Annotated in this window: 21 protein-coding genes and 1 tRNA gene; 5 read left to right on the top strand and 17 right to left on the bottom strand. The window is 60.8% G+C overall.

The genetic code is table 11. From position 1 onward, the window contains the following. Window positions 1-56 precede the first annotated feature (56 nt). From tsf to BUB29_RS05090, 6 genes are all read right to left on the bottom strand, one after another. A complete protein-coding gene (tsf, locus tag BUB29_RS05120) occupies window positions 57-932 on the bottom strand; it encodes a translation elongation factor Ts (RefSeq protein ID WP_033523914.1) in 876 nt (291 codons plus the stop codon). 97 nt (window positions 933-1029) lie between these two features. Continuing rightward, complete coding sequence (rpsB, locus tag BUB29_RS05115) at window positions 1030-1827, bottom strand: 30S ribosomal protein S2 (protein WP_033523915.1); 798 nt, start codon at window positions 1825-1827, stop codon at window positions 1030-1032. 237 nt (window positions 1828-2064) lie between these two features. After that, window positions 2065-2547 carry a peptide deformylase gene (def, locus tag BUB29_RS05110; protein ID WP_033523916.1) on the bottom strand — a complete coding sequence of 161 codons (483 nt, stop codon included), beginning with the start codon at window positions 2545-2547 and terminating at the stop codon, window positions 2065-2067. 4 nt (window positions 2548-2551) lie between these two features. Beyond that, entirely contained in the window at window positions 2552-4588 is a 2037-nt protein-coding gene (locus tag BUB29_RS05105) for an AMP-dependent synthetase/ligase (protein WP_034249818.1), read from the bottom strand. A gap of 297 nt (window positions 4589-4885) precedes the next feature. Continuing rightward, on the bottom strand, window positions 4886-5392 hold the full coding sequence (locus BUB29_RS05095) for a hypothetical protein (protein WP_143155153.1): 507 nt from the start codon (window positions 5390-5392) through the stop codon (window positions 4886-4888). A 148-nt stretch (window positions 5393-5540) separates the two neighbouring features. Then, on the bottom strand, window positions 5541-6665 hold the full coding sequence (locus tag BUB29_RS05090) for a GuaB3 family IMP dehydrogenase-related protein (protein WP_033523551.1): 1125 nt from the start codon (window positions 6663-6665) through the stop codon (window positions 5541-5543). A gap of 126 nt (window positions 6666-6791) precedes the next feature. On the opposite strand from BUB29_RS05090, the gene BUB29_RS05085 reads away from it, so the two are divergent. Next, window positions 6792-8012, top strand: a complete 1221-nt coding sequence (locus tag BUB29_RS05085; protein ID WP_033523550.1) for an NADP-dependent isocitrate dehydrogenase — start codon at window positions 6792-6794, stop codon at window positions 8010-8012. Window positions 8013-8236: 224 nt separating this feature from the next. Further along, window positions 8237-9742 (top strand): substrate-binding domain-containing protein, encoded by a 1506-nt coding sequence (locus BUB29_RS05080; RefSeq protein WP_234356050.1) that lies wholly within the window; start codon window positions 8237-8239, stop codon window positions 9740-9742. Between the two features lie 255 nt (window positions 9743-9997). Here the strand turns inward: BUB29_RS05080 and era are convergent, their stop codons facing one another. The 6 genes from era to BUB29_RS05050 all read right to left on the bottom strand — a co-directional run bounded on the left by era (window position 9998) and on the right by BUB29_RS05050 (window position 15341). Next, complete coding sequence (gene era / locus BUB29_RS05075) at window positions 9998-10975, bottom strand: GTPase Era (protein WP_033523548.1); 978 nt, start codon at window positions 10973-10975, stop codon at window positions 9998-10000. Window position 10976: 1 nt separating this feature from the next. Beyond that, entirely contained in the window at window positions 10977-12389 is a 1413-nt protein-coding gene (locus BUB29_RS05070; protein WP_033523546.1) for a hemolysin family protein, read from the bottom strand. A 43-nt stretch (window positions 12390-12432) separates the two neighbouring features. Then, a complete protein-coding gene (gene ybeY, locus BUB29_RS05065) occupies window positions 12433-12978 on the bottom strand; it encodes an rRNA maturation RNase YbeY (protein ID WP_033523545.1) in 546 nt (181 codons plus the stop codon). Next, window positions 12968-14110, bottom strand: coding sequence for a PhoH family protein (locus BUB29_RS05060; protein WP_033523544.1), 1143 nt, complete (start codon window positions 14108-14110; stop codon window positions 12968-12970). The genes ybeY and BUB29_RS05060 overlap by 11 nt, the downstream gene beginning before the upstream one ends. Window positions 14111-14123: 13 nt before the next feature. Further along, window positions 14124-14462 carry a histidine triad nucleotide-binding protein gene (locus BUB29_RS05055; protein WP_033523543.1) on the bottom strand — a complete coding sequence of 113 codons (339 nt, stop codon included), beginning with the start codon at window positions 14460-14462 and terminating at the stop codon, window positions 14124-14126. An 81-nt stretch (window positions 14463-14543) separates the two neighbouring features. Then, on the bottom strand, window positions 14544-15341 hold the full coding sequence (locus tag BUB29_RS05050) for a 16S rRNA (uracil(1498)-N(3))-methyltransferase (protein WP_033523542.1): 798 nt from the start codon (window positions 15339-15341) through the stop codon (window positions 14544-14546). 109 nt (window positions 15342-15450) lie between these two features. On the opposite strand from BUB29_RS05050, the gene BUB29_RS05045 reads away from it, so the two are divergent. From BUB29_RS05045 to glgC, 3 genes are all read left to right on the top strand, one after another. Next, window positions 15451-15538: transfer RNA gene (locus BUB29_RS05045), tRNA-Leu, on the top strand. Window positions 15539-15594: 56 nt separating this feature from the next. Then, complete coding sequence (locus tag BUB29_RS05040) at window positions 15595-16467, top strand: TrmH family RNA methyltransferase (protein WP_033523541.1); 873 nt, start codon at window positions 15595-15597, stop codon at window positions 16465-16467. Between the two features lie 166 nt (window positions 16468-16633). Continuing rightward, window positions 16634-17881, top strand: coding sequence for a glucose-1-phosphate adenylyltransferase (gene glgC / locus BUB29_RS05035; protein WP_033523540.1), 1248 nt, complete (start codon window positions 16634-16636; stop codon window positions 17879-17881). 126 nt (window positions 17882-18007) lie between these two features. On the opposite strand, the gene BUB29_RS05030 is transcribed toward glgC, so the two are convergent. The 5 genes from BUB29_RS05030 to sufD form a co-directional block, all read right to left on the bottom strand. Continuing rightward, complete coding sequence (locus tag BUB29_RS05030) at window positions 18008-18592, bottom strand: metal-sulfur cluster assembly factor (protein WP_033523539.1); 585 nt, start codon at window positions 18590-18592, stop codon at window positions 18008-18010. Window positions 18593-18663: 71 nt separating this feature from the next. Continuing rightward, on the bottom strand, window positions 18664-19221 hold the full coding sequence (gene sufU / locus BUB29_RS05025; protein ID WP_033523538.1) for a Fe-S cluster assembly sulfur transfer protein SufU: 558 nt from the start codon (window positions 19219-19221) through the stop codon (window positions 18664-18666). Window positions 19222-19252: 31 nt separating this feature from the next. Next, complete coding sequence (locus tag BUB29_RS05020) at window positions 19253-20524, bottom strand: SufS family cysteine desulfurase (RefSeq protein ID WP_033523537.1); 1272 nt, start codon at window positions 20522-20524, stop codon at window positions 19253-19255. A gap of 42 nt (window positions 20525-20566) precedes the next feature. After that, entirely contained in the window at window positions 20567-21346 is a 780-nt protein-coding gene (sufC, locus tag BUB29_RS05015; protein WP_033523536.1) for a Fe-S cluster assembly ATPase SufC, read from the bottom strand. A gap of 21 nt (window positions 21347-21367) precedes the next feature. Then, window positions 21368-22591 (bottom strand): Fe-S cluster assembly protein SufD, encoded by a 1224-nt coding sequence (gene sufD, locus BUB29_RS05010; RefSeq protein ID WP_033523535.1) that lies wholly within the window; start codon window positions 22589-22591, stop codon window positions 21368-21370. Window position 22592: the final 1 nt, after the last annotated feature.

Here is a 22592-nt window from a genome sequence, read left to right as displayed (position 1 = left end):
GCCCGCTACATGCGGACCGCCCTGAATATCACCTATCAGGCGAAAAACAGGAGGAATCAGGCCTCAGCGCCCTTGCCGACCTCGACACGGGCGAACGCGGTGGCGTTGCCGCCGACTTCCTTGAACAGATCACCCACGGTCTTGGACGGATCCTTGACGTAGGCCTGCTCCAGAAGCACGGTCTCCTTGTAGAAGGCGTTCAGACGGCCTTCGACGATCTTCGGGGCGATCTTCTCGATCACGGCTTCCGGCTTGCCCTTGCTCTTGAGCTCCTCGGTGGTCTTCTCGGTGGCCACGCGGGTCTCGGATGCCAGCACTTCGGCCGGAACGTCCTCACGGGTGAGCCACTGGGCGCCCATGGCGGAGATCTGCAGAGCGGCTTCGTGGGCGACAGCAGCACCGGCCTTGTCGGTGGCGATCATCGCGACGATGCTCGGCGGCATCTCGACGGACTTCTTGTGGGCATAGATCTCGACGTGCTCGCCGGAGATCTTGGCGAACTGGCCGACCTTGACATGCTCGCCGAACAGAGCCGCGGCTTCCTCGACGGCTTCCTTGACGGTGCCTTCCTCGGCCTTGGCTTCCAGCAGGGCTTCCGCGGAATCAGCGTCGGCCTCGACGGCGTAGCCCAGCACGGTGTTGCTGAAGTCGACGAACTTCGGGGTCTTGGCCACGAAGTCGGTCTCGGAGTTCAGCTCGACGGCGTAGCCGACTTCGCCATTGGCGCCTTCGACGACCTTGGAGGCGATGGTGCCTTCCTGGGCGGCGCGGCCTTCACGCTTGCCGGCTGCGGCGATGCCCTTGGCGCGGATGATTTCCTTGGCGCGAGCGACGTCGCCCTCAGCCTCGGTGAGGGCCTTCTTGACGTCCATCATGCCTGCGCCGGTGTCTTCGCGCACCTGCTTGATCAGAGCGGCGGTAATTGCTGCCATAGTGTTCGTTCTCCCTTATATGGAACTGGGTTTGACAGATGAAAAATGTGGAGCCCGCCGGGAGAGCAGTCGGAACCTCTCCCCCGGCGGTGCCGGATCACTCAGCCTTAGCGGCTTCGGCGGGAGCCTGGTTCTCCAGGAGCTCCTTCTCCCAAGCAGCCATCGGCTGCTCGGAGGTTTCGCCTTCGGCCTTGGTGGCCTTGCCGGAACGCTCGATCAGGCCCTCGGCGACGGCGTCGGCCATCAGGCTGGTCAGCAGTTCGATGCCGCGGATGGCGTCATCGTTGGCCGGAATCGGGTACTCGACGGCTTCCGGATCGGTGTTGGTGTCGACGATGGCGACGACCGGGATGCCCAGCTTGTGGGCTTCCTCGACGGCCAGGGCTTCCTTGTTGATGTCGACGACGAACATCGCGGACGGGGTGCGGTTCATGTTGCGGATACCGCCCAGCTGCTTGTTCAGCTTGTCTTTCTCGCGCTCGAGCAGCAGCAGTTCCTTCTTGGTCAGGCCGGAACCGTGCACGTCGGTGAAGTCGACCTCTTCGAGTTCCTTGAGGCGGGCGACGCGCTTGGAGACGGTCTGGAAGTTGGTCAGCATACCGCCGAGCCAACGCTCGGAGACGTACGGCATGTTCACGCGGGTAGCCTGAGCGGACACCGCTTCCTGAGCCTGCTTCTTGGTGCCGACGAAGAGCACGGTGCCATTGTGGGCGACCGTGGACTTGATGAAGTCGTAGGCGACGTCGATCATGTCGAGGGACTTGAACAGGTTGATGATGTGGATACCGTTGCGCTGGGTGAGGATGAACTGCTTCATCTTCGGGTTCCAACGACGGGTCTGGTGACCGAAGTGCAGGCCTGCCTTCAGCATTTCGCTCATAGTGATCTGAGCCATGGTATTGCTACCTCTTTCTTGTCGGTTCTTGCCTGGCCATGCGCACCCGCGTGCAGCTTCCCTTCCCTGATGGGATCGAAGCCGACCGACACGGGCCGTCGCGAGCATGACGCGAATTTGTTGTACGCCGGTTGACAATATTGGTTTGGTTCCGACCGCCGAGACTACGACCGTCGCCGGTTGGCGCACGAGCCCATATAATAGCACGTCGCCCCGCCAAATCGGCGGGGCGCGATGTCAGTGATGGTTGCGCATGTAGCGCATGGCTTCCCTGCGCTCTTCCTTCTCCAACCGGTCAAGATAGACATGGCCGTCGAGATGGTCGCATTCGTGCTGCAGCATGCGTCCGAACAATCCGTGGCCTTCCAGCACGATCTCCTTGCCGTCCAGGTCGATGCCGCGCACGCGAGCGTAATCGGCGCGACGGGTCTTGTACCACAGGCCGGGAACCGACAGGCAGCCCTCGTCGCCGTACTGTTCGCCGGACTTCTCCTCGATGACCGGGTTCAGGATGTATCCGATCTTGCCGTTGATGTTGTACGAGAACGCCCTCAGGTTCACGCCGATCTGGTTCGCGGACAATCCCGCACGACCCGGATCGTCGACGGTCTGGAGCAGATCGTCGACCAGACGACGGACCGCCGGGGTGATCTCCTTGATCTCATCGCACGGAGTGCGCAGAACGGGATCGGGAACGACTCTGATTTCACGAATGGCCACTTGCTTACTTCTCCTCACTCTTGATGTCGGTTCCGGCCTCGGTATTCTCCTGGCCGTCCTCCTGCTTGCGGATCTTCTCGGACACGCTAGCAATCGAATCCGACACGCTCACCTTGGCCTGCTCGTATGCCTGCCTGACCTTGGGACTCACATTGACGGAAACCTGCTTGACGGATTCGGTGGCTTGGTCGAGCAGGCGGACCGTGCCGGGAAGCGGCTTGGACGTACCCTTGGGCACGTACAATTCGCCGTCGATCACGTCGGCGAAGCGCCCGATCACCTTGGCACGAACCACCTTCATGCTCGGTGTGAGCGTTCCGGTCTCCTGACTGAACTGCTCGGTCAGGATGGCGAACTTGCGCACGGATTCGGCCCTGGACACGGTCGCATTGGCCTGATCGACGTACTGCTGGATGAAGGCGCGCACGGCATCGTTACGCACAATCTGCTCGATGGGCATGTCTGCGTCAAGCCCCTGGGAGGACAGCCACGAACGGGTCATGTCGGGTTCGAGCTCGATCAGAGCCGAGATGAACGGCTTGTTGTCGCCGATGACGACCGCATGGTCAACGATCGGGCAGGTGGCGATGGTCTCCTCCATCGGGGCGGGGCTGACGTTCTTGCCGCCCGCGGTGATGATGATGTCCTTCTTGCGGCCGGTGATGCGCACGAAGCCCGCATCGTCGATGGTTCCCAGATCGCCGGTGGCGATCCAACCATCCTCGGACTTCGTCTGTGCCGTCAGCTCCGGCTGTCGGTAGTACCCGATGAACACGTTCGGGCCGAACAATTCGATCTCATCATCGTCGGTCACGCGCACACCCATACCCGGGCCGGGCTTGCCGACGGATCCGACCTCGTTATCGTCCTGCCAGTTCACCAGCATGGGCGCTGCGGTTTCTGTCATACCGTAGCCCTGGATGAAGGTGATACCGTCCATGCCGTTGAAGAAATGCGCCAGATCGGGGTTGATCGGGGCGCCGCCGCAGGCGAGCCATGCGAGGTTCGGGCCAAGCGCGGAACGCACGGACTTGCCGACGGTCTGCATGTAGAAGGAATGACGGATGCGGGCGATGGGCGAATGCCCCTTGCCCTCCTGCTCCGCCTTGGACCAGTCGGCGAAATGCGTGTATGCGCGGGCGAAGATACGACCGGCGATGCCGTTGCCCGCCTTCTGGGAGGCTGCGTTGTACACCTTTTCGAACACGCGGGGCACGCCGAGCAGATATGTCGGCTTGAACGAGCGGAGATCGGCCAGAAGGTGCTTGGCGCTGGGAATATAGCCGACCACGCCGTGGCCGCCGATGCACACGTACTGGATGTATCGCGCGAAGCAGTGCGCCAGCGGCAGGAACAGCAGCAGACGATTCGGCTCATAGAGCATCTCATCGAGGATGATGTAGCCGTTCTTCACGATATGCGTGAAGTTGCGGTTGGACAGCATGGCGCCCTTCGGCTTGCCGGTCGAACCGGACGTATAGACGATGGTGGCCATGTCATCGGCCTTCACACGGGAAATGGCCTTGTCGAGTTCGGCGTCCGTGACTCCGGCGCCGAAATCGGCCACGGCGTCCAAGCCGTTCTCCTGGAAGTTGAACACGTAGCTCAACCCATTCGCCGTCTTGCGAGTCTGCTCCAACGTCAACGCATGGGCATTGTCGCCGGCGAAGGCGATCAGGGGCTTCGTGTCCTCGAGGATCGACGCCGCCTGGGCCGCGGAATCGGTCTCGTAGATCGGAACGCTCACAGCGCCGATGGCGGCGCAGGCGAAATCGACGATGCCCCATTCATAGCAGGTCGCCGAATAGATGGTGACCATCACGCCGGGCCGGGCTCCCAAAGCGATAAGGCCCTTGGCCACTTCACGCACGCGGGCGAGCATTTCGCCGGCGGTGGCGGAACGCCACGTGCGTCCATCATCATCCTGCCACTCGGCGATCTCATCATCGGGGGCATTCTGCGCACGATCCCGCAGCAGGGAGAAAATCGTGTCGCTGTCCTGGGTCTCATACGCAGGATCGGAAATATACTCTCGCAACATGGTTTCCACCATACGCCCGGCTATGCCCGTCACAACCGTTTGACGTCATATGCCGCATGCGATCCGCTCTCCCCCTGCGACACGGGCGCCGCGACGGCCACGGCATCTGCCTCCCCCTCCCGCATCCGTTCCGCCTGATGCCGCGTGAATCGGAAAAAGGCCGGACGTCCGGGCAACCACAGCCCCGGAACGTCCGGCCTTTCCGACACGGCTCCCCTATACAAGCTCGATCGCGATCCCCTTGCCTTCTCGTACGGCGACCTCACTGAGCACCACAGGAAACCGTCCTTTCTTCACTCAGCCTATGTCGGCGAACGTGCATACCCAACGGCATCCGACCCGTTCGAATCTAAGATTCGTCCAGTAGATTTCCCTGCCGAGGGAGAACTGCACACACGTCTCCAGACAACCCTCGTTGATGAGGGTGCCGGACTGCCAATGCAGCATGACCGGAGGGATCCGCAGCTTCGCCCTATAGGCCTGATCGCGCCGCATCTGCTCGCCGACGATGTACGCCAGACGTTGCAGACGCTCTATGACCGTGGCGCTCGCCGCTTTCCGCAGGATCTCCGTCGACATCTTGCCCCGGACGATGTCCGCCATGAGAATGGACATCCGGAACGACGAAACCGCCAGCGTGTGACACTGGCGGCCTTCGATACCGGTATGGGCAACATCGACGATACGGTACGCTACCGGCGCTGCTGCATAACTGACCGTGACATAGCCTTTGTAGACCGAAGGCTGATTGTCTTCTGGATTGAGGGGTGTGAAGAATTGGGCATCCGAGTCCAATGAAGTCACCTCTTCCTTTTTTCTTCGTTGAATGTGCCATCGTTTGCATGGCACATGTGCTAGGAAACCACAGAAAGACCCCCAAAGCAAATGCTTCGGGGGTCTTGTCAACAAAAGTTGCAGATTACATCATTCCACTGATGAAATCCGGGAACTCCTACTGCACGTCGTGCGGGGTGACCACCACGTTGCAGCGCTGGAAGTTCTTCACATCGACATAGCCGGTGGAAGCCATGGTGCGACGCAGCGCGCCGATGAAATTGGTGGTGCCGTCCGCCATGTGGCTCGGGCCGAACAGAATCTGCTCAAGCGGGGCGACGGTGCCGACGTTGGTGCGGTAGCCGCGCGGCAAGGTCTGATGACGGGCCTCGCTGCCCCAATGCATGCCCTTGCCCGGAGCCTCGGTGGCGCGGGCCAACGGAGCGCCCAGCATCACGGCGTCGGCGCCCATGGCGAGGGCCTTGACGAAGCTGCCCGAATCACCCATGCCGCCGTCGGCGATGACCTGCACGTAGCGGCCGCCCGACTCGTCCATGTAATCGCGGCGGGCCTCGGCCACATCGGCGATGGCCGTGGCCATCGGAGCCTGAACACCCAACGTGGTACGGGTGGCGGAAACCGCGCCGCCGCCGAAACCGACGAGCACGCCGGCAGCGCCGGTGCGCATCATGTGCAGGGCAGCGGTGTAGTTGGCGACGCCGCCGACGATCACCGGCACGTCGAGATCATAGATGAACTGCTTGAGGTTCAGCGCCTCATGCGTGGTGGAGACATGTTCGGCGGATACGACGGTGCCACGAATCACGAACAGGTCGACGCCCGCGTCGATCACCGTGGAATAGAATTCCTGCGTCAGCTGCGGGGAGAGCGCGCCGGCCACGGTGACGCCGGCCTCACGAATCTCGCGCAGACGCTTGGTGATGAGCTCGGCCTTAATCGGCTCGGCGTAGATCTCCTGAATGCGCTTGGTGGCGGTTTCCGCCGGAAGCTGCGCGATTTCGTCCAGCAGCGGAGTCGGATCGTCGTAACGGGTCCACAAGCCTTCCAGATCCAGTACGCCCAAAGCGCCCATCTTGCCCATGGCGATGGCCGTGGCGGGACTGGTGACCGAATCCATCGGGGCGCCGATCACCGGCACATCGAATTCATACGCATCGATCTGCCATCCAGTCGACACATCCTGCGGATCGCGAGTCCTGCGGGAGGGAATGATGGAGATGTCATCCAGCGAATAGGCCACGCGGGCCTTCTTACCCAAACCGATTTCAATTTCCTGAGACATGGTTTCTCAGCGTAGTGCGCGGATATGACAGCACCGCAGGCCGTCTCACATAGTCGAATCACGCCGTTCCCCGTTACATTGATGCGCTAAGACTTGGGTCATCCCATCAGCCAAACAGGAGGCACTATGGCCAAGATTAAGGTAGAAGGTACGATCGTCGAACTCGATGGCGACGAAATGACCCGTGTCATTTGGAAGGACATCAAGGATCGGCTGATCCTCCCCTATCTGGACGTGAATCTCGACTACTACGATCTGGGCATCGAGAACCGCGACGCCACCGATGATCAGGTCACCGTCGACGCCGCCGAGGCCATCAAGCGCGAGCATGTCGGCGTCAAGTGCGCGACCATCACCCCCGACGAGGCCCGCGTCAAGGAATTCGGACTGAAGAAGATGTGGAAGTCCCCCAACGGAACCATCCGCAACATCCTCGGCGGCACCATCTTCCGCGAGCCGATCGTCATGAGCAATGTCCCCCGTCTGGTCCCCGGCTGGACCAAGCCGATTGTCGTCGCCCGCCATGCGTTCGGCGACCAGTACAAGGCCACTGATTTCAAGGTTCCCGGTGCCGGCCGCCTCACCGTCACCTTCACCCCCGAAGATGGTTCCGAACCCATCCAGCACGTCGTGTACGACTACGGCGCCGATGGCGGCGTCGCCCAGGTGCAGTACAACGTCAACGATTCGATCCGCGGATTCGCGCGCGCCTGCTTCAACTATGGCCTGATGCGCGGATACCCGGTCTACCTGTCCACCAAGAACACCATCCTCAAGGCCTATGACGGCCAGTTCAAGGACATTTTCGCCGAGGTCTTCGAAGCCGAATACAAGGAGGAATTCGAAGCGGCCGGACTTACCTACGAGCACCGTCTGATCGACGACATGGTGGCCAGCTCGCTCAAGTGGCATGGCGGCTACATCTGGGCCTGCAAGAACTACGACGGCGACGTGCAGTCCGATTCCGTAGCCCAAGGCTTCGGTTCGCTCGGCCTGATGACCTCCGTGCTGATGACGCCGGACGGGCAGACCGTGGAGGCCGAGGCCGCACACGGAACCGTCACCCGCCATTACCGCCGTTGGCAGAAGGGCGAGAAGACCTCCACCAATCCGATTGCGTCCATCTTCGCGTGGACCGGCGGCCTCAAGCACCGCGCCGACCTCGACAACACCCCTGAGGTCAGGCATTTCGCCGAGACGCTGGAGAAGGTCATCGTCGACACTGTCGAAGGCGGTCAGATGACCAAGGATCTCGCCATGCTCATCGGTCCAGACCAGCCGTGGCTCGACACCGAAGGTTTCATGGACGCGCTCGACACCAATCTCGCCAAGGCGCTCGCCGAGTGATTGCGCTCCACACGCATATTGGCTAAAAATAATTAGCCCTAGGGAAGCGCCCTTCCCCAACATCTCAGGATGGATGGGAAGGGCGCTTTCGTTTGCATGTCGCCATCCTGACCGTCGCACGAACGGCTATGCGGCGAAACACAGCTTCATCAACTACAATCGGGCACGGCCCATTGTTTCGGAAAGATTGGAAATCCATGGTTCGCACGCCCCTTTTGGCACGGATGACCGCAGCCGTATCGAGCATCGCACTGCTGCTGACGCTGGCGGCATGTTCCACCCCGCAACCCTCCTCATCGGATTCCGGCGATGGGGTCAAACAGTCGGATGCCGGATCGGTGACGTTGTTCGCACCGTCCGACGGCATCACCATGTCGCAGAAAACACCACTGAACAAGTGGGCGAAGCTTGTCCCCCAGATCACCAGCGATCTTGAACACCAGGGCATGGCGAAGAAAAGCATCGACACCCATGTCGCCAACGGACTTGATGAGCAGAGCCAACAGCTGCAGGACTGGGTGGTGGAACATGTCACCAGCGTGAAGAACAAGGAGGAGATGAAGCGCGGCACGCTGATCGTCGCCCCCGCATCGCAGACCAACATCTCCTCCCGTCAATACGGGGATTACGTCTCCCAGACGGCAGTAGCCAAGGTTGCGCAAAGCAGTGAGCAGCAGGAGGCCGAGGGCCGCATGCGTTCCGCACTGCAGTTGGCGAAGAAGGCCGGTATGCATGTCGTACTCGTGTCGAACACCATCGAAGGATTCACCCCGGACGCCTTCGTCCGCTGCTCCACACCGGAACAGATCGGCGAGCTGCAAGCGAATATGCTGGTGAACAAGCTCGATCTGAACAAAGTAGGCAAAGGCAATCCCAAGGCCATCGAGGTGCTGCTCCCCTATACCAACGCCGAGGACGCTTCCGAAACCATCGAGAACACCGAAATCGACGATGCTTTCGCGAAAGAGGCGTTCAAGGGCGTGTGGAAGATTCTCAAACCCTACTACGAGCAGGGCAAACTATACAGCCCTTCCGGAACGCTGAGCAAAGAGTCCACCGACGAGGATTGGAAGGAAGTCGCGTTCGACCTCAATGAAAAAGACGGGGTCGCGAAGACCATGGAAAGTCGTATTCCCCTGTCCAAGAAGGATGGGGTATCGGTTCTGACCAAAATCGATGGCGTCATCGCGATGAACGATGCGGTGGCATCCAGCGTGGTCGACAAACTCGCAGACATGGGATATCAGGGTTCCTCGGCGGATATCAACCCGTCCATCACCATTCCGAGCATCGTGGGCAATATCGCCGGCCACAAGGATCTGCTGCGCAAAGCGGTTCCGGAACCCTCCAAATCTCCGGACAATGATGCCAAGGCGCAGGATGATACGTCGGATGATTCCTCGCCGTCCGCACAGAACAACCGCAATTCGCATTGGCCGGTCATCACCGGATACGGTAGCTACGCCGACACCATTCCCCAGGTGGTGAACGGTAAGCAGTGGATGACGGGGCTCGAGAACCGCAACGATCTGGCCATCGACATCGCGAAGGTATGCCTGCGGCTGAACAGCGGGCAGGGACTCGATGGGATGTCGTACGTCACGCAGCAGACGATCGCCGGGTCCAAGGTTCCCACCATTCAGGAGAATCTTGTGGCGGTCAGTGCCGGCAATCTGAAAAGCACGCTGATCGACCCCGGTTACATTTCCATGGCCGAAGCCGGTCTGTAAACGGTTACGGGCGAGCATGTGTTGGGCCCCGCCGCGGATTATCTCGCGGCGGGGCCCAACACATTAGAAAGCTAATACACGCTAGCTATTGGAATGTTGGAAACCGAGGCGTTCAAGCTGTTTGGCCGAACCGTCAGGAGGCGGTCCTGTGGACCGCCGACAGGTGAGGTGAGCGGCTTCGCCGCGAAGCGGATACTGAACAGCTTGAACCGACGAGCAGGACCACCGCTCTGAAAGCCAAGGATTCAGAAAACACTAAAAACCGAGGCGTTCAAGCTGTTTAGGATCCGACTGCCACCCCTTGGCCACCTTGACGTGCAGGTCGAGTCGCGCCTTGCAACCGACGATGCGGTTCACCGCGGTGCGCAGCTTCTTCTTGACTGCGGTGAGGTTCGAGGCGCCCTTGCCGATGATGATGGGCTTCTGCGAATCGCGTTCCACGTAGATGGAGACGTTCACTTGGGCTTTGCCTGCATAGGCGTCGCCGGTTTCGTTGTCTTCCGGATAGTCGATGGAATCGACGACCACTGCCAAGGAGTGCGGCAGCTCGTCGTTCAACTGTTCGAGGAATGCGCCGCGGATGAGTTCGGCGATGGTTTCCTCGGGGCGTTCCTCGCTGAGCTGTTCGGCCGGATACATCTGCGGGCCTTCCGGCGTGTGTTCGATGAGCACGTTGCGTACTTCATCGAGGTTGTCGTGCTTGAGGGCGCTGACGGGGACGATGTCGGAGAAGTCGGCGAATTCGTTGATTTCGATGAGTTTGGCGATGAGCTGTTCGCGGGAGAGTTCGTCGATTTTGGTGACGATGGCGATCAGCGGCACACGCCATTCGAAGGTGCCGTCTTCACGCTTGGTGGCGAAGTTCGTGCGCAGCCGGGACAGGATGCGACGGTCGCCGGGGCCGATTTCCTGGTCTCCCGGCAGCAGGAACGCGACAACGTCCACGTCGGACAGGGATTCGTCGACGATGTCGTTCAAACGCTGGCCCAGTAGCGTGCGGGGCCTGTGGATGCCGGGGGTGTCGACCAGCACCAACTGCGCGTGCTCCGTGGTGAGAACGCCGCGTATCGCCTTACGTGTGGTTTCCGGCCTGGAGGATGCGATGGCGATCTGCGTGCCGATCAGGGCGTTCACCAGTGTGGACTTGCCTACGTTCGGTCGTCCTACCACCGCCACGAAACCGGAACGGTATGGTTCGGAAGCCTGATTGGCATCGGTGATTGTATCGGTCATATCACTCCTTGTGATCGCGATGGTCGTTGTTCTCGTCGTTGTCGGCATTTTCCTGCGCTTTGCCATCTTCCTCGCGCCCCTCGACTCCATTGGGCTCGACTTCGATGGTCGATACCTTCTTACGCCTGCCTGCGGAATCGACCGCGGTGAGTCTGATGCCTCTGGTCACTGCGGAGGCTCCTACGATGGGCACGCGTCCGAGCAGTTTGGTGAGCAGTCCGTATACCGTGTCCACGTCGTCCTCGTCGATATCGATCTCGTACAATTCCTCGAGATCCGCGATGGGGGTTCGAGCGGGCAGGCTCCATTTGCGGTCGCCGATCTTCTTGGGCTCGGCGTGCTGTGTACGATCGTGCTCATCTTCCAGTTCGCCCACGATCTGTTCGATGGTGTCTTCGATGGTGACCATGCCGGCGATGCCGCCGTATTCGTCCACGACGATGGCCACGTGTTGGCGGGATCGCTGCATCTGGTGGAACAGGTCATCCACCGGCTTCGATTCGGGGACGAGCATGGGGTCGCGCACGATGGATGCTACGTCACGGCTCATCGCCGCGGGGTTGAAGGCGGTGGCGCGTACGGCGTCCTTGAGGTAGGCGATGCCCACGAGATCGTCCACGTCCTCGCCGATCACCGGCACACGGGAGAATCCGGAACGCGAGCAGAGTTTCAGCATGTCTTCGAGTGATGCGTCACATTCGATGGTGATCATATCGGTGCGCGGCACCATGATCTCCCTGGTGAGGGTTTCCGAAAGCATGAGCACGTTGCGCATCATTTCGGAGACTTCGGGATCGAATTCGTTTGATTCGACCATGCGGTCGATGGCGGCTCGTCCTTGTTCCAGCTGGATTTTCTCCAGTTCCTCGTCGTCGGACAGGTCGAGGTCGCGGCGTCGCCGCCCGTCTTGGCTGGTGCCCACGCGGGCGAATGGTGTGACGGCCACGGCGAAGTTGACCAGTCGCGCATGTTTGATCATGATGTCGGTCGGTTTGTTGACACCGGTTTCGCGCGGACGTACCAGGATGCTCACCACCGCCACGACGAAGGCGAACACCACGCCGACCAGCAGTTCGATCCACCAGGATGCGCCCCATGTTCCCGCGACGATCGCGACGAATACGCCGGACAACACGTTGCAGGTGATGCGGAAGAACGCGCACGACCCCGCTGTGGCATAACGGTTGGCGATGAACCGTTGCACCTGATGGATCCGCCTGATCTTTTTGGTCGTGGTGAACTGGTTGGTGTCCGGGTCGGTCTGCACTTCGAAGATGCGATTGTTGAGGTTGGCTCGCGTCACACGGCCGATGGCGCCTTCGGCCGCGGCCATGGATAGTGAAAGCCAGACCAGCAGCGCCACGACCGTCACCAGCGCCACGCTCAGTACGATCAATGTCATTGGCCCATTCATGTCGTTCCCTTTCCCGGGGCGCAGCCTCCCTCGGAGTTTCCTCTCAATGCGTCAGTTCGCGGTCGGAGCCGTGCTCGGCGTCCCATGCCGCCAGTTCATCGGTGCTTCCCGCTGGCAGACTGACGGGCGTTCCCAGATCCTGCCTCACCGCGATGAAGGTCAGCAGCAACTGCCGCTGCAGACCGAACATCTGCCGTTCCTGTTCGGCTCCCACATGGTCATAGCCGAGCAGGTGCAGGATGCCGTGGATCGCCAACAGCATCATCTCCTGCAATACGCCGTGCCCCGCTGCGGCTGCCTGCTGGGCCGCCACCCATGGGCAGATCACGATGTCGCCGAGTACGCCTTCCATGACGGTGGAGTCGTTGCCCGGGCGCAGTTCGTCCATGGGGAAGCTCATTACATCGGTCGGCCCTTCAAGGTTCATCCAATGCATATGCATCTGCGCGATGGGGTCGGGGTCCACGAACAGGATCGTCAGATCGGACTGCGTGCTGACGCGCATCTGATCCATAACCCACAATCCCAGATCCGAAAACACCTTCGGATCGATGGCCCATACTGTCTCATTGGAAACGTCAACGCTCATCGCTGCCCTCATCCTTGTTCTGGCGCACGTTCTCGTTCCGGCGTGCGCGTGCCGTTGCGCGGGACATCCGTCTATGGTCCCCGTCCAATCCGTCATGGCGGTTGTATGCGGCCACGATACGCCCGACGAGACGGTGGCGCACCACGTCCTCCGCCTGCAGATGCACGAAGGCGATGTCCTCGATACCGCCGAGGATACGTTCGATGGTGGCCAATCCGGAGCGGGGAACCGCAAGATCGACCTGCGTGATATCGCCGGTGATCACCATCTTGGTGTTGAATCCGAGTCTGGTGAGGAACATTTTCATCTGTTCCTCGGTGGTGTTCTGCGCCTCGTCGAGGATGACGAACGCGTCATTGAGTGTGCGGCCGCGCATGTAGGCGAGCGGCGCCACCTCGATGGTGCCGTCATCCATATAGTGTTTGAGCTGGTCGGCTCCCAGCATGTCGGACAACGCGTCGTACAGGGGGCGCAGATACGGATCGACCTTCTCGTTCAAGGTGCCGGGCAGGAAGCCCAGGCTCTCCCCCGCTTCGACGGCAGGTCTGGTGAGGATGATGTGCCGCACCTGCTTGTCCTGGAATGCGCGGACGGCTTTGGCGACCGCAAGATACGTCTTACCGGTGCCTGCGGGGCCGATGCCGAAGGTGATGGTGTGCGATTCGATTGCGGTGACGTATGCCGCCTGACCCGCGGTTTTCGCACGGACCGGGTTGCCGGTTGCGTAGGTGATGACGCCGGGTACGGATGGTTTGCGACGTTCCCGGTTCACCCGTGTTTCGGCGTCCTCCATGCGTTTGAGGTTCTCCACGGCTTTGCCGTGCCCAGGGTGCGTCGCCCGCGTGCGGTTGTCGAGTGCATCATCCTGCTCGATCATGCGTCGCACGGTTTCGGCGTCCATCGGCATGGTGTGGGCCGCGTCCACGATCACGTCGATGAGATGTTCCGCCTTGGAGGCATCCGATTCGGTCTGCTTGGACCGTGAGGTGATGATGACACGGTTGCCCCGTACTGTAAATTCCAGTTCGGGGAACGCCCGCTCCATTTCGCGGATGACTTCGTCGACCGGTCCGAGCACGGACACCGGGTCCAGTTCTGTTGGAATGGTGATGGTGCGCGTTGTTGTCGCCACTGGTTCCTTCCGTCTACTCGTCGAGCACTTCGCCGGTCAATACGTGCGCGTGCGCATGGAACACCGTCTGCCCCGCGTCGCGTCCGGTGTTGAACACCAGACGGTATTCGCCGTGGAATTCCTTGTCGGCGATGCTTTGCGCGACCTCGACGATGTGCGCGAGCTGCGCGGGATCGGTCCGGGCCAGTTCGCCCACGTTCGCGACGTGGTTCTTCGGCACGATCAGCACATGGACTTTGGCCTTGGGATTGATGTCCTTGAACGCGTAGGTGGTGTCGTCTTCGTACACCTTGATGCTCGGGATCTGCCCGGCGACGATCTTGCAGAACAGGCAATCTTCGGCTTCGCTCATCGTATGCTCCTTCAACACGGTTCTTGTCAGTCTTATGCTATTGCGCCGCCCAGACGCGTGGCCTTCCTCGCGCCAGCGCCATCATTCGTACCGGCCGAGCGATCTGCTGAGCAGCGACAGCGCCACCGGTCCGGCGGTCGACGCCCTCAGGATATTACGTCCCAATACCACGCTTTTCGCCCCGGCCTTGACGAACTCGCCGACCTCGTCCTCGCTGATGCCGCCTTCCGGTCCGACCACCACATATACGGTTCGCGGCTTGCCGTCGCCAAGGCAGGCGTCGGATAGATGACCTACCCGTTCCTCGATGGATGCCCATGTGTCGGTGGCATCCTGATGCAGCACGATCACCATATCGCCATGCACGTTGGCGCGTAGGATCATGGAGACTATCTGCTTGCTGGACACGCATTCCGAAAGTTCCGGCGTCCATGCGCGTCGCGATTGCTCCGTCGCGGCCTGAAGCGTGGAAAGCCACTTGCGATCGGTCCTGCCCGTCTTCCATTTCGCGATGGAACGATCGGCCTGCCATGGCACTATGACGTCGGCGCCGATCTGCGTGGCGATATCGATGGCCTGCTCATCATGTCCGTTCTTGGTAAGGGCCTGTACAAGCGCCAGCCGAGTGACGGGGCGCTCCTCCCTCATGAAGCTTTCGACCTCGGCGATGCCGTTCTGCGCATCGTCAAGTACGACGTCGAGCCTCAGCCCCTTACCGTCGGAAAGCTGGAACCCGTCCCCTTCCTTCAGTCGCATGGCCTGCACGGCATGGCGCTTGACCTGCGGAGGCAGGGTGAGCTTCCATCCGGTGCTTGATTCGTCGGAGTTCACCGGCACGTTATCTCTATCGGGGTCAAACAGGAACAAAGCATTCGTCATACCCTCTAGGCTAGCAACAACGTTCCGCCCGTCGACACGCTCACGACACGCCGAGGTTGCACGGAGTCGATTCGGTGCTAAAGTATCACTCGTTGCCAAACAGCGACCTGCCCGGGTGGCGGAATGGTAGACGCGCTAGCTTGAGGTGCTAGTGGTTATTTTATACGACCGTACGGGTTCAAGTCCCGTCTCGGGCACAGTTAAAACCCCTTGGAAACAAGGGGTTTTGTTGTATCTCAAGGAGTTTTCGCGCATGCGCTTCATCAAGCTTGATTCCATCGATGACGAGCGGGTCGCCGCATACGTGAATCTCACCGAAATCCAATTGCGTAATCGCCTCGAACCCGCCAAGGGACTGTTCATCGCCGAATCCCCCAAGGTCATCGATCGTGCGCTTGCCGCTCACCGTGAGCCGCTATCGCTGCTGGTGGAGGAACCGTGGATCGAAGGTATGGCCGACATGTTCGCGCGCATCGACGCCGAATGGGGACCGGATATCCCCGTATATGTGGCATCGCCCGAACAGCTGAAACGCCTGACCGGCTATCGTCTGCACCGGGGCGCTTTGAGCGCCATGCGCCGCTGGCCGCTGCCTTCCGTTGAGGAGGTGTGCGCGGGGGCGCGTCGCGTCGCCGTGATGGAGAACATCGTCGACCCGACCAATGTTGGTGCGCTGATGCGTTCCGCCGCCGCACTGGATGTGGATGCCGTGTTGGTCACGCCATCGTGCGGCGATCCGCTGTACCGTCGCGCCGCCCGAGTATCGATGGGAACCGTTTTCCAAGTGCCGTGGACCCGCATCGACGGCGAGGACAAGCATTACTGGCCGTTCAAAGGCCTTGAGAAGCTGCGTTCGCTTGGCTTCACGACGGTGGCCATGGCGCTTGAGGATGATTCGATCAGTCTCGCCGAACTGACGCGACGGCTTAACTGCGACGTGAACGATCCACAGCATATCGAGAAGCTGGCGCTTATCTTCGGCACCGAAGGCGACGGCCTGAACCACCACACCATCGCACGCGCCGATCTGACCGTGAAGATCCCGATGTCGCATGACGTCGACAGCCTGAATGTCGCCGCTTCGAGCGCCGTCGCTTTTTATGCAACACGATGCCTTGATGACTAATTAATGAATTTCGCGGAAACCGCTAGACATGCGAGCGACGTTGCTTGCATATTGTGTTTTTTGTGCAATTATTGACGGTATGGAGCCAAGCGATGAAGCTGGCTACTGGCGACGTTGCCTGTTCAGCGTCACGATTGTCATGATGTCATGAGAGGAGCCACGTAACATGGCAAAGAACAAGCAGAAGATTCTGTCCATTGTATTGGCGGGCGGAGAAGGTACCCGTCTGATGCCATTGACCCGCGATCGCGCCAAGCCTGCGGTGCCGTTCGGCGGCGTGTTCCGTCTTATCGACTTCCCGCTGTCGAATCTGGTGAATTCCGACTATCGCCATATCGTGGTGCTCACCCAGTACAAGTCGCATTCGCTGGATCGTCATATCTCCCAGATGTGGCGCTTCTCCTCGCTGCTCGGCAACTACGTCTCCCCCGTTCCCGCACAGCAGCGTCTCGGCAAGCATTGGTATCTCGGATCCGCCGACGCCATCTATCAGACCATCAACATCATCGAGGATGTGCAGCCTGACATCGTGGTGATTGTCGGCGCCGACCATGTGTATCGTATGGATTTCGGCCAGATGGTCGAACAGCATATCGAATCCGGCGCGGAATTCACCGTGGCCGGTATCCGTCAGCCGATCGAGCAGTCGAACCAGTTCGGCGTGATCGACGTGGACCCCGAGCATCCGAACCAGATCAAATCGTTCCTGGAGAAGCCTGACACCTGCGCAGGCCTGCCTGATGACCCGAACATGTTCCTGGCCTCCATGGGCAACTACGTGGCCAATACCGACGCGCTGTTCGACGCGCTGGCCAAGGACGCCAAGAGCGAGGACACCAAGCACGATATGGGCGGCGACATCGCGCCCTACTTCGCCGCCCGCAACGAGGCCGGCGTCTACGACTTCAATTCGAACGTGATCCCCGGTTCCACGGACACCGATCATGCCTACTGGCGTGACGTGGGCACCCTGAAGCAGTTCTATGATGCGCACATGGATCTGATCGCCTACGTGCCCGAGTTCAACCTGTACAATCAGGCTTGGCCGATCTATACGAACTCCGGCACCCTGCCCCCGGCGAAGTTCATCCACGCAGGCCGCGATCGTCTGGGCCACGCCACCGATTCGATCGTCTCCCCCGGCGTCATCGTCTCCGGCGGCGAAGTGCATCATTCCGTGCTGTCGCCGAACGTGCACATCCACTCCTGGTCGCAGGTGGTCGACTCCATCCTGTTCGACGGCGTCGTCGTCAACCGCCGCGCCCGCGTGTATAAGGCGATTCTCGACAAGAACGTCGTCCTGACCGAGAATTCCACGGTCGGCATCGACACCGAGCATGACCTGGCCCGCGGCTTCACCGTCACGCCCGAAGGCATCACCGTCGTGCCGAAGGGAACCGTGGTGGACGACTGATCGTCCGCGGCCAACGTCCCGGAAGCATATGGTAAGGCCCCGGCATCTTTGAGATGCCGGGGCCTTACCATATGCCTGAACGTACCGAATACCATCACAACATCCGGTACGGCGGCTGACGGAATGTCAGTACTTGGGCAGGTTCTCGAAGTTGAAGCCGAGAGCCGCAAGCTGGTCGCGGCCTTCAGGGGTGATTTTGTCCATCGTCCAACGCGGCTGCCAAGTCCAATCGATACGGAATTCCTCGACCAGACCGGCCAACGTCGAAGCGCATTCGTCTTCGATGAGGTCGGTGAGCGGGCATGCCGGCGTGGTCAGCGTCATGGTGATGATGGCGCGGCCGAGTTCGTCGATTTCGATGCCGTATACCAAGCCGAGATCGATGACATCGATGCCGAGCTCCGGGTCGATGACCTGATGCAACGCCTCACGAACATCCGCTGCGGTGGCACGGCCAATATCGTCCACGAACTTCAGGGGAATGGCATTCTCACCATCGTCCTGGCAGCACTCCCCCTCCTGCCGACCGCATCCGCAACCGCCCTTGGGCTCGGTTTCGGCACCGGTTGCCGGGGTCTTTCCCTCGGCCCCTACGGTTTTGGCCAGAGCCGGGTTCATCATCACCCGACGTGCGGCATCCTCATCCTTGACCACGCCGTTCACGGCGTCGAAAATGGAAGCCTGCGGCTCGGGTACCAACGTATCACTCATCGTTCACTCCACAATCGTTGCAATGTTGCTGCAATAGCTGCTGAACACTCTACGCCATGACACGCGTCATGTCACGAGTTTTTCGCTGCCAACGCCTTGGCGAGGGCATCCTTCAGGCCTTCCCAGCCGAGCAGTGCGCATTTGATGCGCATCGGGTACTTCGAAGCCCCCTGGAACACGATGGCGTCCTCCAGTTTGTCCTCGTCGTTCTCGTCGTCAAGGCCCTTGCCACGCGATTCCATCAGACGGTGGAACAACTGTTCGAGATCCATGGCGTCATCGACGCTTTTGCCCTCGACCAGATCGACCATGATCGACAGGCTCGCCTGGGAGATGGAACAACCGTGACCATCCCACACCACATGCTCGATGGTGTGCGGTTCGGCATCGGAGACCTCGACATGCACCGTGGCCTCGTCACCGCAGGTGGGATTGAACTGATGCGATTCACCCGGAGTGCAGTATTCGTGCGATGCGCGGACCGTCATCTCGCCGGTTTTGGCTCCGGCATCCTCCCGCGCCAGATCGGCGGCGAAGCTCTCCTTGCCATGCGGATGTTTCGAAGCCTCCAGGATCACCTCCTGGTACATCTGTTCGAAGTCGTCTTCGCCCATGCCGAAATCAGACATATGATTCTCCTTTACTCGTCATGTGCCGGGGCTACACCTCGAAGAACGGACGCACCTTGGCCAGCGCTTCGAGCAACGCGTCGATGTCATCGATGGAGTTGTACACGCCGCAGGAGGCGCGGTTCGAAGCGTACAGGCCGAAATGACGATGCACCGGCTGGGCGCAATGATGACCGACCCTGATGGCGATGCCCTGGGCGTCGATGAACTGGCCGACATCATGCGGATGCACGCCTTCGACATCGAACGCGACGGTGCCGATGCGCTTGACGTTCTCGCGCGGACCGATGATACGGATGCCGTCGATGTCGCCCATCTTCAACAGTTCGTCGGTCAGCATGCGTTCATGCTCCTCCAGACGGTCCATGCCGATCGCCATCATCCACTCCGCGGCGACGCCCGCGGCGACGACCTGCGCGACCGGCTGGGTGCCGGCCTCGAAACGCGCCGGCGGCAGCATGTACTGGGCGGGCTGGTCCATCCATGCGAGTTCGACCATCGAGCCGCCGAAGCTCGCCGGCGGCAACGCCTCAAGCATCTCGCGCTTGCCGTACAGGAATCCCACGCCGGTCGGGCCGTACATCTTATGGGCGCTCCACGCCGCGAAATCGACGTCCAACGCATGGAAGTCGACCTTCAGATGCGGCACGGATTGGCATGCGTCGAGCACGAAGATGCCACCCATCTCATGCGTGCGCTTGATGATGGGGGCGATGTCAGTGATGGCGCCGGTCACATTGCCCACGTGCGTCACGGCGACGATCCTCGTGCGTTCGGTGATGACCTCGTCGAGGTTGTCGGTGCGCACACGTCCGTCATCCGTCAGATCCAGCCACTTGAACGTGGCTCCGGTACGCGCGGCGAGTTCCTGGAACGGCAGCAGCACCGAATGATGTTCCGCCTTGGACACCACGATCTCGTCACCGGGCTTCAGGGCGAATCTTCGGGCCGCTTCTCCCCCGCGTCCGAGCGACGCGTTGCCGAACGCCGTGGCAAGCAGGTTCAGTCCGGCCGTGGCGCCTGCGGTCACGACGATCTCCTCCTCGCCTTCCTCCGCGTTGGCGCCGACCAGCTTGGCCACCTTCGCGCGGGCGTCCTCGAACGCCGTGGTGCTGCGGGCAGCCAGTTCGTGGGCACCACGGTGCACACCAGCGTTGATGGTCCGGTAGAACTCGCTTTCCGCTTCGATGACGCGCTGCGGCTTCTGCGAAGTCGCAGCCGAATCGAGGTACACCAGAGGGTGACCGTGGATCTCCTGATCCAGAATCGGAAACTCGTTGCGAATAGCTGCAAAATCTACCATATACACCTCTTAGAGCTTGTTGTTCCCCGGGCGGAATCGGCCTTATGCCAGTGCGCTTTCGGAATCGGCGCCTTCCGGCAGGTACTGGTCGTAGCCGTTCTCCTCCAGCTCGTCCGCCAGTTCCGGACCACCGGTCTTGACGAAATGGCCGTCGGCGAACACGTGCACGATATCCGGCTTGATGTACTTGAGGATGCGGGTGTAGTGGGTGACCATGAGGATGCCGAACTTATTGGCTTCCTTGGCACGGTTCACGCCCTCGGAGACGATGCGCAGCGCGTCGACGTCAAGACCGGAGTCGGTCTCGTCGAGGATGGCGAACTTCGGCTTGAGCAGTTCCAGCTGCAGTACTTCGGCACGCTTCTTCTCGCCGCCGGAGAAGCCCTCGTTCACGGAACGGGTGGCGAACTTCGGATCCATCTTGAGACGCTTCATGGCCTCCGAAAGCTCCTTGGCCCACGTGCGGATGGCGGGCGCCTTGCCGTCGACCTCGGTCTTGGCAGTGCGCAGGAAGTTCGTCATCGAGACGCCCGGCACCTCGACCGGGTACTGCATGGCGAGGAACAGACCTGCCTTGGCACGCTCATCAGGGGTCATCTTCAGGATGTCCTCGCCGTCGAGCAGCACTTCGCCCTCGTCGACCACGTACTTGGGATGGCCGGCCAGCGTGTAGGCCAGAGTGGATTTGCCGGAGCCGTTGGGGCCCATGATGGCGTGGGTCTCGTCGGAGTTGACGGTGAGGTTCACGCCTTTGAGGATCGGCTTGATGCCGTCCTTGGTTTCGACGTGCGCGTACAGATTCTTGATTTCAAGCGTTGACATGGTTTCTTAATCCTTTACGTTTCACTGTTCCTCGAGCACTTGCGCCATGGCGTCGCTTTCGCCGCGCGCCAGACGCTTGTCGATGACGTCCATGAGATGATCGCAGATGGCCGGAATGCCGATTTCCTCGACGAGTTCGTTGAAGAAGCCGCGGACGACGAGCTTGCGTGCCTCGGTTTCGCTGATGCCGCGAGACTGCAGGTAGAACAGCTCCTCATCGTCGAAACGGCCAACCGAAGAGGCATGGCCCGCACCGATGATGTTGCCGTTCTCGATCTCGAGGTTCGGTTCGGAATCGGCGATGGCACCGGGCGTGAGCACCAGATTGCGGTTGAGCTCATACGAATCGGTGCCGGACGCGGTGGGTTCGATGAGCGCGTTGCCCACCCACGTGGAATGCGCTCCCTTACCGTCGAGGGCTCCCTTGTAGACCACGCGGCTCTTGCATTCGGGGTGGTTGTGCACCACCATCGTACGGTGTTCGATATGCTCTCCCGGATCGACGAAGTAGATGCCGAGCATGTTGAGGTCGCCCTGTTCGCCGCCGAAATCCTGATCCATGCGGATACGCACGACATCGCCGCCGAGCGTCACCACGGAGTGACGAAGCGAAGCGCCCTCGCCCACGTGGATGCGATGGTTGCCCACATGCTTCGAACCGGCGTTCCATTCCTGGATGAAGGTGGTGGACACGTTCGAATGCTTGCCGGTGACGATTTCCACACCCTCGGCGAGCCGGGCGTCGCCGTCATGTTCGACGACGACATCGGCGTGTGTATCATCGGCGGCCGCGATCACCAGATGGAACGCGTCGAGGTCCATGCCCGCACCGTGCACCTTGACGAGCACTGGCTGGTCGATTTCGCCCTTCAGCTCGAGCACGGTGGCGGTGGCGCCGGAGTTCCATTCCACGGCGGCGGCTCGATCCGACGGTTCGGACACCGTGCCGGACAATCCTTCACCGAGCTTGACTTGGCTCAAAGCAAGGCCTTCCGCAAGCGCGGATCCGTCGATCATACCGACTTCGATCCGGGTTTCGCTGGACGGGGTGAACACGTTGAAAAATTCGCTGATGCGTTCGACCGGCGTGTACCGCCAATCCTCCTGCTTGCGATTCGGTTCGGGGAACGCCCCGACCTCGAAGGAGCGTGGATTGCGGTCCGCCGAGGACGGCATCGCCGCGGGGTTCGCGTACGGATCGTTCGGATCCGCCACGGGGATAGTGATTTCCTTGGCTTCGGTCATG

Origin of the sequence: Bifidobacterium merycicum DSM 6492 (assembly GCF_900129045.1) — a bacterium.
Taxonomy (GTDB): Bacteria; Actinomycetota; Actinomycetes; order Actinomycetales; family Bifidobacteriaceae; genus Bifidobacterium; species Bifidobacterium merycicum.
Note: the sequence above shows the minus strand (reverse complement) of the source record. Positions and strands in the feature narration are given on the sequence as shown.

Coding starts and splice junctions, on each gene's coding strand:
- tsf (WP_033523914.1), bottom strand. CDS start 932: ATGGCAGCAATTACCGCCGCTCTGATCAAGCAGGTGCGCGAAGACACC.
- rpsB (WP_033523915.1), bottom strand. CDS start 1,827: ATGGCTCAGATCACTATGAGCGAAATGCTGAAGGCAGGCCTGCACTTC.
- BUB29_RS05105 (WP_034249818.1), bottom strand. CDS start 4,588: ATGTTGCGAGAGTATATTTCCGATCCTGCGTATGAGACCCAGGACAGC.
- BUB29_RS05090 (WP_033523551.1), bottom strand. CDS start 6,665: ATGTCTCAGGAAATTGAAATCGGTTTGGGTAAGAAGGCCCGCGTGGCC.
- BUB29_RS05085 (WP_033523550.1), top strand. CDS start 6,792: ATGGCCAAGATTAAGGTAGAAGGTACGATCGTCGAACTCGATGGCGAC.
- BUB29_RS05080 (WP_234356050.1), top strand. CDS start 8,237: ATGACCGCAGCCGTATCGAGCATCGCACTGCTGCTGACGCTGGCGGCA.
- era (WP_033523548.1), bottom strand. CDS start 10,975: ATGACCGATACAATCACCGATGCCAATCAGGCTTCCGAACCATACCGT.
- BUB29_RS05070 (WP_033523546.1), bottom strand. CDS start 12,389: ATGAATGGGCCAATGACATTGATCGTACTGAGCGTGGCGCTGGTGACG.
- ybeY (WP_033523545.1), bottom strand. CDS start 12,978: ATGAGCGTTGACGTTTCCAATGAGACAGTATGGGCCATCGATCCGAAG.
- BUB29_RS05055 (WP_033523543.1), bottom strand. CDS start 14,462: ATGAGCGAAGCCGAAGATTGCCTGTTCTGCAAGATCGTCGCCGGGCAG.
- BUB29_RS05050 (WP_033523542.1), bottom strand. CDS start 15,341: ATGACGAATGCTTTGTTCCTGTTTGACCCCGATAGAGATAACGTGCCG.
- BUB29_RS05040 (WP_033523541.1), top strand. CDS start 15,595: ATGCGCTTCATCAAGCTTGATTCCATCGATGACGAGCGGGTCGCCGCA.
- glgC (WP_033523540.1), top strand. CDS start 16,634: ATGGCAAAGAACAAGCAGAAGATTCTGTCCATTGTATTGGCGGGCGGA.
- BUB29_RS05030 (WP_033523539.1), bottom strand. CDS start 18,592: ATGAGTGATACGTTGGTACCCGAGCCGCAGGCTTCCATTTTCGACGCC.
- sufU (WP_033523538.1), bottom strand. CDS start 19,221: ATGTCTGATTTCGGCATGGGCGAAGACGACTTCGAACAGATGTACCAG.
- BUB29_RS05020 (WP_033523537.1), bottom strand. CDS start 20,524: ATGGTAGATTTTGCAGCTATTCGCAACGAGTTTCCGATTCTGGATCAG.
- sufC (WP_033523536.1), bottom strand. CDS start 21,346: ATGTCAACGCTTGAAATCAAGAATCTGTACGCGCACGTCGAAACCAAG.
- sufD (WP_033523535.1), bottom strand. CDS start 22,591: ATGACCGAAGCCAAGGAAATCACTATCCCCGTGGCGGATCCGAACGAT.